9 protein-coding genes and 3 pseudogenes are annotated in these 14,454 nt (G+C 71.8%); 11 read left to right on the top strand and 1 reads right to left on the bottom strand.

Translation table 11 applies throughout. From position 1 onward, the window contains the following. Positions 1 to 359 precede the first annotated feature (359 nt). From BFF77_RS01640 to BFF77_RS01605, 8 genes are all read left to right on the top strand, one after another. Complete coding sequence (locus BFF77_RS01640; RefSeq protein ID WP_425424326.1) at positions 360 to 2,825, top strand: MFS transporter; 2,466 nt, start codon at positions 360 to 362, stop codon at positions 2,823 to 2,825. 135 nt (positions 2,826 to 2,960) lie between these two features. Next, positions 2,961 to 5,435, top strand: a complete 2,475-nt coding sequence (locus BFF77_RS01635; RefSeq protein WP_066943007.1) for an ATP-binding SpoIIE family protein phosphatase — start codon at positions 2,961 to 2,963, stop codon at positions 5,433 to 5,435. 98 nt (positions 5,436 to 5,533) lie between these two features. Further along, a complete protein-coding gene (locus BFF77_RS01630; protein WP_066943005.1) occupies positions 5,534 to 6,253 on the top strand; it encodes a class I SAM-dependent methyltransferase in 720 nt (239 codons plus the stop codon). Positions 6,254 to 6,408: 155 nt separating this feature from the next. Then, complete coding sequence (locus BFF77_RS01625; RefSeq protein WP_066943003.1) at positions 6,409 to 7,254, top strand: NAD(P)H-binding protein; 846 nt, start codon at positions 6,409 to 6,411, stop codon at positions 7,252 to 7,254. 80 nt (positions 7,255 to 7,334) lie between these two features. Next, entirely contained in the window at positions 7,335 to 8,168 is an 834-nt protein-coding gene (locus BFF77_RS01620) for a M55 family metallopeptidase (protein ID WP_066943001.1), read from the top strand. A gap of 1 nt (position 8,169) precedes the next feature. After that, positions 8,170 to 9,510 (top strand): M20/M25/M40 family metallo-hydrolase, encoded by a 1,341-nt coding sequence (locus BFF77_RS01615; RefSeq protein ID WP_107422039.1) that lies wholly within the window; start codon positions 8,170 to 8,172, stop codon positions 9,508 to 9,510. A 10-nt stretch (positions 9,511 to 9,520) separates the two neighbouring features. Further along, the gene (locus BFF77_RS01610; protein WP_066942997.1) at positions 9,521 to 11,548 is read left to right on the top strand and encodes a prolyl oligopeptidase family serine peptidase; all 2,028 of its coding nucleotides are present in this window, start codon (positions 9,521 to 9,523) and stop codon (positions 11,546 to 11,548) included. Positions 11,549 to 11,613: 65 nt separating this feature from the next. Further along, the gene (locus BFF77_RS01605) at positions 11,614 to 12,540 is read left to right on the top strand and encodes a S66 peptidase family protein (protein ID WP_066943074.1); all 927 of its coding nucleotides are present in this window, start codon (positions 11,614 to 11,616) and stop codon (positions 12,538 to 12,540) included. A gap of 42 nt (positions 12,541 to 12,582) precedes the next feature. Here BFF77_RS01605 and BFF77_RS01600 read toward each other — a convergent pair whose 3' ends face one another. Then, positions 12,583 to 12,918 carry a DUF6204 family protein gene (locus tag BFF77_RS01600; protein ID WP_066942995.1) on the bottom strand — a complete coding sequence of 112 codons (336 nt, stop codon included), beginning with the start codon at positions 12,916 to 12,918 and terminating at the stop codon, positions 12,583 to 12,585. An 88-nt stretch (positions 12,919 to 13,006) separates the two neighbouring features. Between BFF77_RS01600 and BFF77_RS34095 the strand changes: the two are divergent. From BFF77_RS34095 to BFF77_RS36465, 3 pseudogenes are all read left to right on the top strand, one after another. Further along, positions 13,007 to 13,139: pseudogene (locus BFF77_RS34095) on the top strand (arginase family protein); the annotation flags it as partial. 168 nt (positions 13,140 to 13,307) lie between these two features. Further along, positions 13,308 to 14,139: pseudogene (locus tag BFF77_RS01595) on the top strand (DUF5107 domain-containing protein); the annotation flags it as partial. Between the two features lie 2 nt (positions 14,140 to 14,141). Next, positions 14,142 to 14,454, top strand: a pseudogene (locus BFF77_RS36465) (DUF5107 domain-containing protein); the annotation flags it as partial.

Genomic DNA, 14,454 nt, shown 5'->3' with positions numbered 1-14,454 from the left:
GTCCTGCCGGTCCTGCCGGTCCTGCCGGTCCTACCGGTTTTCCGGGTTCCGCCGGTTCTCCGGATCCTTCCGGTTCTCCGGGTCCTCCCGAAGCCGGTCGACCGTCAGCACGACTCGTCCCGGACCGTCCCGGCGCGTCATCGCCGAGGTCACCGTTTCGAGTGGTTTCCCCGCGACGCCGTTGCGCGCCCCCCGCGCGACACGTCGCGGGAAAGCCCCTGATGAGCGCCATGGCGCAGGCTCTGCCGCTCAACCCGCCCCCGTCACCACCCCGTTCGGAGGGAAAGCCTTCCGCTTGCTCCTGCTTGGCGTGCAATGTGAAGAATGACGCCGCGCAGGTGCGACGAGGGGAGCAGTACGTGGGCGGGACCACTCTGGTCAAGGGCGGCGAGCGGGCCACCGGGAACGAACAGGGCGCCGCGCCGGCCATGGCGACGGCGCCGTCCGCCACCGCCGGTCCTCCGCCACCACCGCCCGCCGGCGGCACGGCCTCCGGCGAACCTCTCAGCCCTCGCCGGGTCCGGCTGGTCTTCCTCGGGCTGATGCTCGCCCTGCTGCTGGCCGCGCTGGAACAGATGATCGTGGCCACCGCGCTGCCGAAGATCGTCGGTGAACTCCAGGGCCTGGACCGGATGTCCTGGGCGATCACCGCGTATCTGCTCACCGCCACCATCGGGCTGCCGATCTACGGCAAGCTCGGGGATCTCTTCGGCCGCAAGGGCGTCTTCCAGTTCGCGATCGTCGTCTTCGTGATCGGCTCCGCGCTGGCCGGCTGGTCCCGCACCATGGACCAGCTCATCGCCTTCCGCGCCATCCAGGGCATCGGCGCCGGCGGACTCATGATCGGCGTCCAGGCGATCATCGCGGACATCGTGCCCGCCCGTGAGCGCGCCCGCTTCATGGGACTCATCGGCGCCGCGTTCGGGCTCGCCTCGGTGGCGGGACCGCTGCTCGGCGGCTTCTTCACGGACCATGTCTCCTGGCGCTGGTGCTTCTACTTCAATGTCCCCTTCGGCCTGATCACCCTCGCCGTCGTCACCGTGGTGCTCAGACTTCCCAGGCCCGCCGCTCGCGCGCGGCTCGACATCCTCGGCGCGCTGACGCTCACCGCCGCGTCCACCTGTCTGGTCCTGCTGACCAGTTGGGGCGGGACGGAGTACGCCTGGGACTCCCGGGTCGTCCTCGGACTCGCCGCCGGCACCGTCGCAACGACCCTGCTGTTCCTCGTCGTCGAGCACTTCGCGGCCGAACCGATCATTCCGCTGCGGCTGTTCCGCGACTCCGTCTTCAACATCACCAGTCTGGTCGGCGCGGTCGTCGGTGTGGCGCTGTTCGGCGCGGCCAGCTATCTGCCGACCTTCCTCCAGATGGTCGAGGGAGCCAGCGCCACCGAGTCCGGGCTGCTGACGCTGCCCATGATGGGCGGCATCGTCGTCGCCTCGCTCGTCTCCGGACAGCTCATCAGCCGTACCGGCCGCTACAAGATCTATCCGGTGCTCGGCAGCGCGCTCTCGGTGGCGGGCATGTGGCTGCTGTCGCGGCTGGAGACCGACACGTCCATGGCCGAGTGCGGATTCGCGCAGGCGGTACTGGGTCTGGGCATGGGCCTGGTGATGCCGGTGCTCATCCTGGCCGTGCAGAACGCCGTACCGCCCGCCGACCTCGGCACCGCCACCAGCGCCAACAACTACTTCCGGCAGATCGGCGGCAGCGTGGGCGCCGCCGTCTTCGGCACCCTCTTCGCCGACCGGCTCACCGACGCCCTCGCCGACCGCGTTCCCGCCGGAGCGGGCCTGCCCGACGCCGAGTCCATCACCCCGCAGGCGGTCCACGCGCTGCCGCCGGCCGTCCGTGACGGCTATGTCCAGGCGTACGCGGACGCCATGCCGCGGATCTTCCTCTGTCTCGTGCCGGTGCTCGTCCTCGGCCTGTTGATCGCCTTCTTCCTCAAGGAGAAACCACTGGTGTCCCAGAACGCCTCAGCCGCCGAGTCCCCGGTCGTCCCCGGCGCGCGGACCGCACCGGACGGCGGCCCGGCCGCCGCGCCCGCGCCGGCCCCGTACATCTCGGGAGTGGCCGTCTGCGGCACGGTGCGCCACCACGACGGCTCCACCGTGCCCCGCGCCGCGCTCACCCTCATCGATGTCCACGGACAGCAGATCGGGCGCGGAGCGAGCGGGAGCGACGGGCGGTACGCGCTGAGTGTGCCGGGCGCGGGCTCGTACGTGATGATCGCGGCGGCCCCGGGACATCAGCCGCAGGCGGTCACGGTGACCGTGGGCGAGCGGCCCGTCGAGCTGGATGTGGTCCTCGGCGGCGCGGGCCGGCTGGCCGGGGCCGTGCTCACCGCCGACGGCACTCCGGTGCGCGACGCCGCCGTGACGCTCACGGACGTACGGGGAGACGTGGTGGCGTCCACCCGCAGCGGACGCGAGGGTGCCTATGTCATCTCGGAGCTGGTCGCCGGGGAGTACACCCTCGCCGCGAGCGCGCCCGCCTTCCGGCCCGCGGCGCTGCCGGTCAGTGTGCAGGCCTCGCGCGAGACACGGCAGGACATCGAGCTGGCCGGCGGAGCGGTGCTGCGCGGTACGGTGCGTGCGGGCGGCGGCCGCCCGGTCGAGGACGCGCGGGTCACCCTGCTCGACGCCGCGGGCAATGTGGTGGACACCCTGACGACAGGATCCGACGGCACCTTCCGGTTCGTGGATCTCTCCTCCGGTGAGTACACGGTGATCGCGGCCGGGTATCCGCCGGTGGCCACCGTGCTCCAGGTGGCGGGCGGCGGACGTACCGAACGCGATCTCCAGCTCGGTCATGAAGATTGACTGAATTTCAGTCAATAGAAGGTTGTGCGCGGGCGCACGACCTATTAGTTCATTGACCGGCGCAACCCCTGTGAGGGGCCGTACCGTGGAGGGCGGAGCCGCGGATCCTGGCGGCAGGGAAGGAGCCTTCCACCCATGGACAGTGGTGTTCCGCCGGGACTGCCGGGGCAGTTCGCCGCGGCCGGCCGGATTCCGCTCGCCGTGGTCGTCGTGGACGGTGACGGCCTCGTATCGCACTGGTCGTCGGGCGCACGGCGGCTTTTCGGCCATCCCAAGGAAGAGGCCGTCGGCCGGCACGCGGACGATCTGATGCCGGTCGCCGGAGCGCTCGCCGAGGAAGAGTACGGGGTGGCGCACGGCACGTACGACGGCTACGACGAACTGGGCCCCGAGCTGCACGCCCGTGGCTCCTATCCCACCGCGGGCCGCGCGAAGGTCTCCCATCCCGAGCGCGGCAGGCTCGATGTTCTCTGGTGGGCCTATCCGCTGATCGGTCCGGGACCGGGACGTCATCTCGTGCTCGCCGCGGACGCGGGCCAGTTGCGTCCCGGGCTCTCGGAGGACGGCGCGAGCGAGGCGGACTTCCTCCGGATCGCTCCGGGCTTCGCCCATCACACGGAGTTCGCCCAGTCGGACGCACTGGCCCGGCGGCTGCCGGACATCCTGCCGAACATGGGCCCGGCCGAGTCCAGCCGGATCATCGCACAGGTCCTCGAACTGGGCTATCCGGTACTGGAGTTCAGCCGCCATGACCGGGTGCCGGTCACTCCCGACTGGGGCGTGCCCAGAAGGGCCCCGGGACAGCTCGGCGGTCCGGAGCCCGATCCGGCGACGGCGGGACCGGCACAAGGGGCACGGGACGCGCCGCGGCCGGGAAGGGGCCCGGTGCCCCGTCCCGAACTCGACCTCGAATACGCGGCGGTGCGCGAGCGGCTGGAGTTCCTGAACGACGTCAGCGGCCGTATCGGCTCGTCGCTCGATCTGGCCCGGACGATCCGCGAGGTCACCAGCGCCGCCGTGCCCCGCTTCACCGACTTCGCGGGGACGCATCTGCGGGCCGCGGTCCTGGCCGGTGAGGGATTCCCGGACGGACCGCCCGATGTGACCACCATCTGGCACCGGGTGTGGGTCGAGCACAACGACGAGCCGGGCCGGTGGGACGACACCGTGCCGGTCGGCGAGGCCATCGCCTTTCCGGAACACACTCCGTTCTTCCAGTGCATGGTCACCGGAGAGCCCGTGCTCATCCCCCGGCTGAGCGAGGAGATGGGGAATCGTATCTCCGGTGAGTTCGAGAAACGGGACCTGCGTCCGCTGATCAACCACCGCTCCATGCTGCTCGTACCGCTGAAGGCACGGGACGTGGTGCTCGGTTTCATGGTGCTGATGCGGCGGCCCGACCGTGAGCCGTTCGACGAGATGGACCGGACGACCGGCGCCGAACTCGCCGCGCGGGCCGGGCTCGTACTCGACAACGCGCGGATGTACACGTACCAGGAGAATGTCGCGGAGACGCTCCAGGACAGCATGCTGCCACAGGTCGCGCCGCACATGGCCGGCTGTGACATCGCCACCCGCTATCTGCCGGGCACCCGGCTCGGCCGTATCGGCGGCGACTGGTTCGACGCGGTCAAACTGCCCGGATCGCGTACCGCGCTGGTCGTCGGCGACGTGATGGGACATGGGCTCAACTCGGCCGCGATGATGGGCCAGTTGCGTACCGCCGTCCAGACGATGGCGGCCATGGAGATGCCGCCCGCCCAACTGCTGCGCGGTCTGGACGACTTGGCGCAGCGGCTCGGTGAGCAGTATCTGGCGACCTGTCTGTACGCGGTGTACGACCCGATCAGATCCCAGCTCCAGATCGCCAACGCCGGTCATATCCCGCCCGTACTCGTACGCGCCGAGGACGGCAGTGCCGAACTGCTGGACATCCCGACCGGCGCGCCCGTCGGAGTGGGCGGCGTGGCCTTCGAGACGCTGACGGTACGGGTCGGGCCGGGCGACCGGCTGGTGCTGTGCACCGACGGGCTGGTCGAGGTGCGCGGCGAGGACATCGGCGACGGTCTGGCCGCGCTCTGCGCGTCCGCCGCGCATCCCGCCGCCTCGATGGACGACGCCTGCGACACCATCATCCGCGCGCTGAACACCCGTGACGGCCGCAAGGACGACGTGGCGCTGCTGATGGCCCGGCTGAACGGCATCCCGGACGGTGATGTGGCCGAGTACGAACTCGCCCTGGACCCACGGGAGGTGGGCAGGGCGCGACGGATGGTGCGCGAGCGGCTGCTCGGCTGGTCGCTGCCGGACGCGGTGGAGGTGGCCGAGCTGATGGTCAGTGAGCTGGTCACCAACGCCATGAACCACGCGCACTCCCATCGGGTCGGGCTGCGCCTGGTCCGTACGGACGCCCTCCTGTGCGAGGTCACCGACGACGAGCCGGCGCCCGCGACCCTGCTGAACGCGGGCCAGGGCGACGAGTCCGGACGTGGTCTGCGCGTGGTGAGCAGCCTCGCGCGGGAGTGGGGAACGAGCAGTACGGCACGGGGGAAGACGGTCTGGTTCGAGCAGTCCCTGACGCGGAAGGTGCCCACCCGCTACCACGGTTGATGAAAGAAATCTCCCGTCCCCTTGCCCGCCGACCTGCGCGGACGGTAGTCCGGACGCTGCGGCACCGCCGTCGGCGGGCCGGACCCGGGGAGGACCGTATGGACGTGTCACAGCGCTATCGCGAGGCATGGGAAGGTTACTGGCGGGAGACCTCGGACACGCCCGGTGAGGCGATCTGGGACTCCGATCCGTCGCTGACCGCGAGACCCCACAGCGAGCTGCTGCTGCCGTACGCGGATCTGTCGCTGCCCGTCGTCGACCTCGGGTGCGGCAACGGCACCCAGACCCGCTATCTGGCCACCCGGTTCGCCCGTGCGATCGGAGTCGACCTGTCCCATGCGGCGATCGAGCACGCGCGCCGCGCGGACACCGCGAAGAGCGCCGAGTTCGAACAGCTCGATCTGGTCGACCGGGACGCGGTGCGGGCGCTGCGGGACCGGATCGGCGACACCAATGTCTATATGCGGGCGGTGATCCACCAGAGTGAGCCCCGGGACCGGCCGGTGGTCGCGGGAGCGGTGGCGGAGCTGCTCGGCGAGCGGGGCAGGGCCTTCGTGGTGGAGCTGACTCCGGCGTCGAAGGCGGTGCTCCAGCAGGCCGCGTCGGGGCCGGACGGTCCGCCCGCGAAGCTGCGGCGGGTCTTCGACCACGGTCTCAAGCCGGCGAGCGCCACGGACGAGGAGGTGCCCACGCTGCTGAGGGCGGCGGGTCTGACGATCCTGGCGACGGGCGACACCGCGCTCGCCCAGACGGAGAGGATGCCGGACGGGAGCCGTATCGACCTGCCGGCCAGATGGTTCGTGCTGGCCGGGGGGTGAGCGCCGGCGCCGGGCGCGGTCCCTCGCCGTGACACGGGCGGGCGGGCAGGCCGCCCGGTTGGACGGGTGGGTCCTCGGGGTGGACAGGTGGTCGCCGGGGTGGACGGGCGGGTGCCGGGAGTGAGATCTGCGGTGTCGCGGGTGAGACTTCCGTCATGACACCTCAACCGACACTCGTCATCGGCGGCTCCGGCAAGACGGGCCGCCGGGTCGTGGCCCGGCTGCGCGAGCGGGGCGTACCCACGCGCGCCGCCTCGCGTTCCGGGGAGACACCGTTCGACTGGGAGGACCGCGCCACCTGGAAGGCCGCGCTGGACGGCGTGGGAGCCGTGTACATCGTCCCGCTGGACACCGCGCCGTCCCGGACGCCCGCCCTGGTGGAGCAGGCCGTGGCGGGCGGGGTCATGCGGCTGGTGCTCCTCTCGGCCCGGGGAGCCGACGTTCCCGGCTACTTCGGCCCCGCCTTCGACGGCGGACCCCACATCGAGGGCGAGCGGGCGGTACGCGCCTCGCGCGCGGCCTGGACGATCCTTCGACCGGGCTGGTTCGCGCAGAACTTCAGCGAGGGCGCGTTCCGCGACGAGGTGCTCGCCGGTGAACTGGCGCTGTTCGCCGGGGACGGCGCGGCGTCCTTCGTGGACGCCGAGGACATCGCCGAGGTGGCGGTCGCCGCGCTCACCGGACCCGGCCACGAGGGGCAGGTCTACGAACTGTCCGGGCCGCGCGCCCTGACCGTCGACGACTGCCTGGCCGAGATCGGGAGGGCCACGGGCCACCGGGCACGCTATGTCCCGCTGGACGAGGCCGCGTACCGCGCCCGCCTGATCTCCCGGGGAGTGGCCGAGGACGACACGGCGACCTGGGTCGACGCGCTGAAGCCGATCAGGACGAACCAGGAGGCGCCCGTACGCGACGGTGTCGTACGCGCGCTGGGCCGGCCGCCGCGCGACTTCGCGGAGTTCGCGCGCACGGAGGCCGCGGCGGGCGCATGGCGCGTATGACACGCTTCGGTGGCCGGGACCGCCGGGTGGTTGTCCACAGGGCTGGCAGGGGGCCGTGAGGACGCGTACGGTTTCTCGCCATGAAGATCTTGATCAGCGCCGACATGGAGGGCGCCACCGGTGTGACCTGGCCGGCGGACGTCCTGCCGGGCACACCGCAGTGGGAGCGGTGCCGCTCCCTGTTCACATCCGATGTCAACGCGGCGGTGCTCGGCTTTCTCGACGGCGGCGCCGACGAGGTGCTGATCAACGAGGCGCACTGGAGCATGCGCAATCTGCTGCTGGAGCGGCTGGACGAGCGCGCGCAGATGATCACCGGGCGGCACAAGTCGCTCTCCATGGTCGAGGGCGTCCAGCACGGTGACGTGGACGGGATCGCCTTTGTCGGCTATCACACCGGTGCCGGTACGGAGGGCGTGCTGGCGCACACCTATCTGGCCAATTCGCTCACCGGTGTATGGCTGAACGGCGCACGGGCGAGCGAGGGACTGCTGAACGCGCGAGTGGTCGCGGAGTACGGCGTTCCGGTGGTGCTGGTCACCGGTGACGATCTGACCTGCGCGGACGCCGACGGATACGCGCCGCGGGCGCGCAAGGTCGCCGTGAAGGACCACGTCTCGCGGTACGCGGCGGTGTGCCGGACCCCGGCGCGTACGGCCGCCGACATCCGCGCCGCCGCCAAGGAGGCCGCGACGCTCGCCGGGCGGTACGCGCCGGTCGTGGGCGGTCCCTTCACCCTGGAGCTGGAGTTCGACGCCGCGCACCTGTCCGATGCCGCCACGGTCGTGCCGGGAGTGGCGCCGAGCGGTGAGCGGCGTGTGACGTACACCAGCGGGACGATGTATGAGGCCATTCGTACCTTCAAAGCGGTCACGACGATCGTCTCGGCCGCGGTGGAGGAGCAGTATGGCTGACATGACGCCCATCGACACGAGTGTGGTTCCTGATACGGCGGCGTTCGACGAGGTGGTCACCTTCACCTCGGAACTCATCCGTATCGACACCACCAACAGAGGCGGTGGGGACTGCCGGGAGCGGCCCGCGGCCGAGTATGTCGCCGAGCGCCTCGCCGACGCGGGAATCGAACCGACGCTGCTGGAGCGGACTCCCGGACGCACCAATGTGGTCGCCAGGATCGAGGGCACGGACCCGTCCGCCGACGCGCTCCTGGTCCACGGCCATCTCGACGTCGTGCCCGCGGAGCCCGCCGACTGGACCTCGCATCCCTTCTCCGGGGAGGTCAGGGACGGTGTGGTGTGGGGCCGTGGCGCGGTCGACATGAAGAACATGGACGCGATGGTCCTGTCCGTCGTGCGGGCCTGGGCCCGGTCGGGGGTCCGGCCGCGCAGGGACATCGTGATCGCCTACACCGCCGACGAGGAGGCCAGCGCCGCCGACGGCTCGGGCTTCCTCGCCGAGCGGCACGCCGAGCTGTTCGAGGGCTGCACGGAGGGCATCAGCGAGTCGGGGGCCTTCACCTTCCACGCGGGGCCCGGCATGGCGCTCTACCCGATCGCCGCGGGGGAGCGGGGCACCGGCTGGCTGAAGCTCACCGCCCATGGCAAGGCCGGCCACGGCTCCAAGGTGAACCGGGCCAACGCGGTCAGCAGGCTCGCCGCCGCCGTCGCCAGGATCAGCGAACACCCCTGGCCCGTCAGGCTCACCCCCACGGTGCGGGCGGCTCTCGCCGAACTCGCCGCGCTGTACGGGATACATGTCGACGTCCATGCCGAGGGCTTCGACCCGGACGGGCTGCTGGGCAAGCTCGGCCCGGCCGCCGCACTGGTCGAGCCGACGATGAGGAACAGCACCAATCCGACCGTCCTGGAGGCCGGTTACAAGGTCAATGTGATTCCGGGTCAGGCCATCGCCTATGTCGACGGGCGGATGGTGCCCGGCGGTGAGGAGGAGTTCCGCACCACCCTGGACCAGCTCACCGGTCCGGATGTGGAGTGGGAGTTCCACCATCGTGAGGTCGCGCTCCAGGCGCCGGTGGACTCACCGACCTTCGCCAAGCTGCGCGCCGCCGTCGAGCGCTTCGATCCGGACGGGCATGTCGTGCCGTACTGCATGTCGGGCGGCACCGACGCCAAGCAGTTCTCCCGGCTCGGGATCACCGGCTACGGCTTCTCGCCGCTCAAGCTGCCTCCCGGCTTCGACTACCAGGCGCTCTTCCACGGAGTGGACGAGCGGGTGCCCGTCTCGGCGCTGCACTTCGGCGTCCGTGTCCTCGACCACTACCTGAAATCCGCTTAGGAGCCCGACGATGCCGATCACATGGTCCGTGGATCCCTACGGGACGTGGCCGTCCCCCATCGACGCCACGCTCGCCGCCTCGCACGACGGGCGCCCCGAGTTCGTGGGAGCCGTCGGCGACGAGGTGTGGTGGACGGAGCCGCGTCCGGCGGAGGAGGGCCGGCGCGCGCTGGTGCGGCGGCGGGCGGACGGCCGCGAGGAGCCGGTGCTGCCCGCTCCCTGGGACGTGCGCAGCCGCGTGATCGAGTACGGCGGTCTGCCCTGGGCCGCTGCCGTCCGGCCGGGCCGTGGCCCGCTGGTCGTCTTCGTCCATCTCCCCGATCAGCGGCTCTACGCGTACGAGCCGGACGGCGCCGGTGAGCCCCGGCCGCTCACGCCCGTGTCGGCGACCGGCGGCGGACTGCGCTGGGCCGATCCGCGGCTGCTCCTGGACCGGGACGAAGTCTGGTGCGTGCTGGAGGAGTTCACCGGTGAAGGGCCCGGCGACGTACGGCGGGTGATCGCGGCCGTTCCGCTGGACGGCTCGGCCGCCGAGGACCGCTCCGCCGTACGGGAGCTGTCCGACGACCGGCACCGTTTCGTCACAGGACCCCGGCTCTCGCCCGACGGACACCTCGCCGCCTGGCTCGCCTGGGACCATCCGAGGATGCCCTGGGACGGCACGGTGGTGATGCTGGGCGAGGTGACGGAGACCGGCCCGTTCACGCGGATCAGGGCGGTGGCCGGGGACACGGACGAATCGGTCGCGCAGGCCGACTGGGCGCCGGACGGCTCGCTGCTCTTCGTCTCCGACACCAGCGGCTGGTGGGAGCTTCGGCGCATCCGCCCCGACGCGCTCGTACAGGGCCCGGACGGCCCGCCGGACGTCATCCCGAGCACCAGCCTCTGCCCCGGCCGGCGGGAGGAGTTCGGCGGACCGCTCTGGAAGATCGGCCTCCAGTGGTTCCATCCCCTGGACAACGGGCTGATCGCCGTCCTGCACGGCAGAGGCACCACCGCGCTCGGCATACTCGACCCGTCGACCGGTGAACTGGCCGACGCCGCCGGCCCCTGGACCGCGTGGGCGCCGACCCTGGCCGTCCAGGGCGACCGGGTGACCGGGGTCGCCGCGAGTCCGCGCAGCGCCTACGAGATCGTGGAGCTGGACACCGCCACCGGCCGCGCCCGGGTGATCGGCGCGGAGCACCGGGACGCGGTGGATCCCGCGTACTGCCCCGAGCCCGAGGCCCGTACCTTCACCGGGCCCGGCGGCCGTGAGATCCACGCCCAGATCTATCCGCCGCACCATCCGGGCCACCGCGCGCCCGACGGCGAGCTGCCGCCCTACGTGATCCGGGCCCATGGCGGCCCCACCAGCCAGGTGCCGCTCGTCCTCGACCTGGAGATCGCCTACTTCACCTCGCGGGGCATCGGTGTCGCCGAGGTCAACTACGGCGGCTCCACCGGCTACGGCAGGGCCTACCGCGAGCGGCTGCGCGAGCAGTGGGGAGTGGTCGATGTCGAGGACTGCGCGGCCGTCGCCGAGGCGCTGGCCGCGGAGGGCACCGCGGACCGGGCCAGACTCGCCGTGCGCGGCGGCAGCGCGGGCGGCTGGACGGCGGCTGCCTCGCTCACCACCACGGATGTCTACGCCTGCGGCACGATCATCTATCCCGTCCTCGATCTGCTCGGCTGGGTCACCGACGGGACCCATGACTTCGAGTCGCGGTATCTGGACTCGCTGATCGGGCCGCTCGCCGAGGTTCCCGACCGCTACCGCGAGCGTTCGCCGCTGCACAATGTCGACCGGCTCACCGCGCCGTTCCTGCTGCTCCAGGGGCTCGACGATGTGGTCTGCCCGCCCGCGCAGTGCGAGCGGTTCCTGGAGCGGACGGCCGGCCGGGGAATCCCGCACGCGTACCTGACCTTCGAGGGCGAGGGTCATGGCTTCCGCAGGGCCGACACCATGATCCGCGCGCTGGAGGCCGAACTGTCGCTGTACGCGCGGACCTTCGGCATCGACCGAACCGACGTCCCGAGGCTGGAGCTGATGAAGTGAGCGCCACCCCCCGGCCGCCGGCGCCCTCGCACGCGACACCGGCCCCGCCGGCACCGCTCACGCGCCTGCTGCCGCTGACCCGGCCCGCGCGGCTGCGTCCGGGGGCCAGGGTCGCGGTGGTGGCGCCCAGCGGGCCCGTCGCGCCGGACCGGCTCGAAGCGGGGCTCGACATCCTGCGCGGCTGGGACCTCGATCCCGTCGTCGCCCCGCATGTCCTGGACGTCCATCCCCGGCTCGGCTATCTCGCGGGCACGGACGAGGACCGTGCCCGCGATCTCCAGGAGGCGTGGTGCGATCCGTCCGTCTCCGCGGTGCTCTGCGCACGCGGCGGCTACGGAGTCCAGCGCATGGCCGATCTGCTCGACTGGACGGCGATGCGGGCGGCGGGCCCCAAGGTCTTCGTCGGCTACAGCGACATCACCGCGCTGCACGAGGCGTTCGCGCGGCGGATGGGCCTGGTCACCCTGCACGGTCCGATGGTCGCCACCGTGGCCTTCCTGAAGGACGCCCTCACCCAGGAGTCGCTGCGCGCCACGCTCTTCGAGCCCGAGTCGGTACGGACCCTCGGCCGGGACACGGCCCGCTCGCTCGTCCCCGGCCGGGCCGGGGGCGTCACGCTCGGCGGCTGCGTCAGCCTGCTCGCCGCCGATCTCGGCACTCCGCACGGGCGTCCCTCCGCGGCCGGGGGCCTGCTGCTGATCGAGGACGTGGGCGAGGAGCCGTACCGCCTCGACCGCATCCTCACCCAGCTCGTACGCTCCGGCTGGCTGGACGGCGTCGCGGGCGTCGCGCTCGGATCCTGGACGGAGTGCGGACCGTACGACGCCGTGCGGACGCTGTTCCTCGACCGGCTGGGCGGGCTGGGTGTACCGGTCGTGGAGGAACTGGGCTTCGGCCACGGGGAGTCGGCGCTGACCGTGCCGCTGGGCGTGCCGGCGGTCCTGGACGCGAAGAGCGGCACCCTCACCCTGGAGGTACCCGCGCTGACCTGACCACGAGCCGGGCCGCCGCCCGCCGTGCCCGCGCCCGGTGGGTCAGCGGCCCTTGCGGTTGATCTTCATGGTGTCCATGTCGGTCACGGTGGACCGGAGCTCGCCATGGCCGTATCCCAATGTCCTGAGCGCCGTCTCGGCGCGGTCCTCGGCGAGCGCTCCCGCCATCTCGTCGCCGTCCGCCGCGTCCGAGACGACCACGTACCGGTAGCTGAAGTGCCTGAGCGTCCGGTCATAGGTGAGGGAGCCCTCCGGCGTGAACCGCATCTCCGTGAGACCGTGCCGGTCCACCTCGCCGACCAGCCGGGCCCTCGCCCCGTCCGTCAGCCCCTCGAACGTCCCTCGCACGATCACCCGGTAGGTGTGCCGTGTGGTCATCCCGCCGCCCGCCTTCCGTTCTTGGCGAAACCTCTCGGCTCGCCGAAACCTGTCGGAGAGGGAGAATACGGCGGCGAGGATGGTCCGTATGCGGAATATCGTGGTGATCGACGCCCCCTCCAACCCGGGCCTGCGCCCCCCCGGCGCCCGGCGCGGTGCCGGGCTGCCACAAGCTCGCGGGCGCCCTGCGTGAACAGCGGATCGTCCAGCGGCTCGGCGCCTTCGGCGACGACTGCTCCGGGGACCACCCCGGCCACGGGAGCGACGGCTGACCCGACGCCTGACACGCCGAGTCACCCTGGTCAGTCGGGCGTTCGCCGTGTTCCATGGTCATCGGGCCGTCGGCCGAAGGAGCTGTCGGCCGCCCGTGTGAACGAAGCGAGGTTGCCGTGGCCACGACCGTGCGACGTGCCGTACTGACCCTGCCCGCCGCCCCCCTGGGGCCGGAGAATCCGCTGCCGGCCCTGCGGACCCTCGACGAGGCGCACACCGTCGACGAACGCGACAGAAGGAGACTGCCGGGCGACATGGCACGGCAGATCGGCTACGAGCCGCTGCGCACGCCATTGCCCGTCCGCATCCTGGACGGTTACGGACGGGAGCGCCAGAAGACCGGTCTCGACGTGATCGTGATCGAGAACGACCGGCTGCGGGCCACCGTGCTGCCCGGTCTCGGCGGCCGGATCCACTCGCTCCACCACAAGCCGACCGGGCGTGAGCTGGTCTACCGCAACCCGGTGTCGCAGCCCGCCTGTTTCGCGCTCAACGGGGCGTGGTTCTCCGGCGGTGTCGAGTGGAACATCGGCGCCACCGGCCACACCACCCTCTCCTGCGCGCCGGTGCACGCCGCGCTCGTCCCGGCACCCGACGGCGGCGAGATGCTCAGGCTCTGGGAGTGGGAGCGGCTGCGCGATCTGCCGTTCCAGGTCGATCTGTGGCTGCCCGACGGCTCCGACTTCCTCTACGCAGGCGTACGGATCCGCAATCCCCACGAGCGGACCGCGCCCGTCTACTGGTGGTCCAACATCGCGGTCGAGGAGAGCGAGGGCACCCGGGTGCTCGCGCCGGCGGAGTCGGCCTGGCACTTCGGGTACGAGCGCAGGCTGCGCGAGGTGCCGGTGCCGGTGGCGGAGTCCGGCGGCGCGGACCACACGTACTCCACGCGCGCCCAATTCCCGGCCGACTACTTCTACGAGGTGCCCGCCGGCGCACGGAAGTGGANNATACGCGGAGATCCAGGCCGGCCTCGCCCGTACCCAGCTCGAACACATCCCTCTCGAAGCCGAGGGCGAGCTGAGCTGGCTGGAGGCGTACGGACCGCTCGCGGCGGATCCGGAGGCCGTCCACGCGGACGACTGGGGCAGGGCCAGGAGCGAGGTCGCGGACCGGCTCGAAGCGGCGCTCCCGCGCGCGGACGTCGACGCCGCGTACACGGCATGGCTGCCGTACGCCGACGCCGAACCGGGCGAGCGGCTCGCGGAGGGCTCCGGCTGGGGCGCGCTGGAAGTGCTGCGCGCCGGGTACAAGCTCCCCGGC

The sequence above is a fragment of the Streptomyces lushanensis genome, from assembly GCF_001700515.1.
Taxonomy (GTDB): domain Bacteria; phylum Actinomycetota; class Actinomycetes; order Streptomycetales; family Streptomycetaceae; genus Streptomyces; species Streptomyces lushanensis.
This window is presented reverse-complemented; position numbering and strand designations above follow the sequence as displayed.

Bases quoted from the DNA above. Each gene is read 5' to 3' on its own strand.
- BFF77_RS01635 (WP_066943007.1), top strand. From the start codon at position 2,961: ATGGACAGTGGTGTTCCGCCGGGACTGCCGGGGCAGTTCGCCGCGGCC.
- BFF77_RS01630 (WP_066943005.1), top strand. From the start codon at position 5,534: ATGGACGTGTCACAGCGCTATCGCGAGGCATGGGAAGGTTACTGGCGG.
- BFF77_RS01625 (WP_066943003.1), top strand. From the start codon at position 6,409: ATGACACCTCAACCGACACTCGTCATCGGCGGCTCCGGCAAGACGGGC.
- BFF77_RS01620 (WP_066943001.1), top strand. From the start codon at position 7,335: ATGAAGATCTTGATCAGCGCCGACATGGAGGGCGCCACCGGTGTGACC.
- BFF77_RS01615 (WP_107422039.1), top strand. From the start codon at position 8,170: ATGACGCCCATCGACACGAGTGTGGTTCCTGATACGGCGGCGTTCGAC.
- BFF77_RS01610 (WP_066942997.1), top strand. From the start codon at position 9,521: ATGCCGATCACATGGTCCGTGGATCCCTACGGGACGTGGCCGTCCCCC.
- BFF77_RS01600 (WP_066942995.1), bottom strand. From the start codon at position 12,918: ATGACCACACGGCACACCTACCGGGTGATCGTGCGAGGGACGTTCGAG.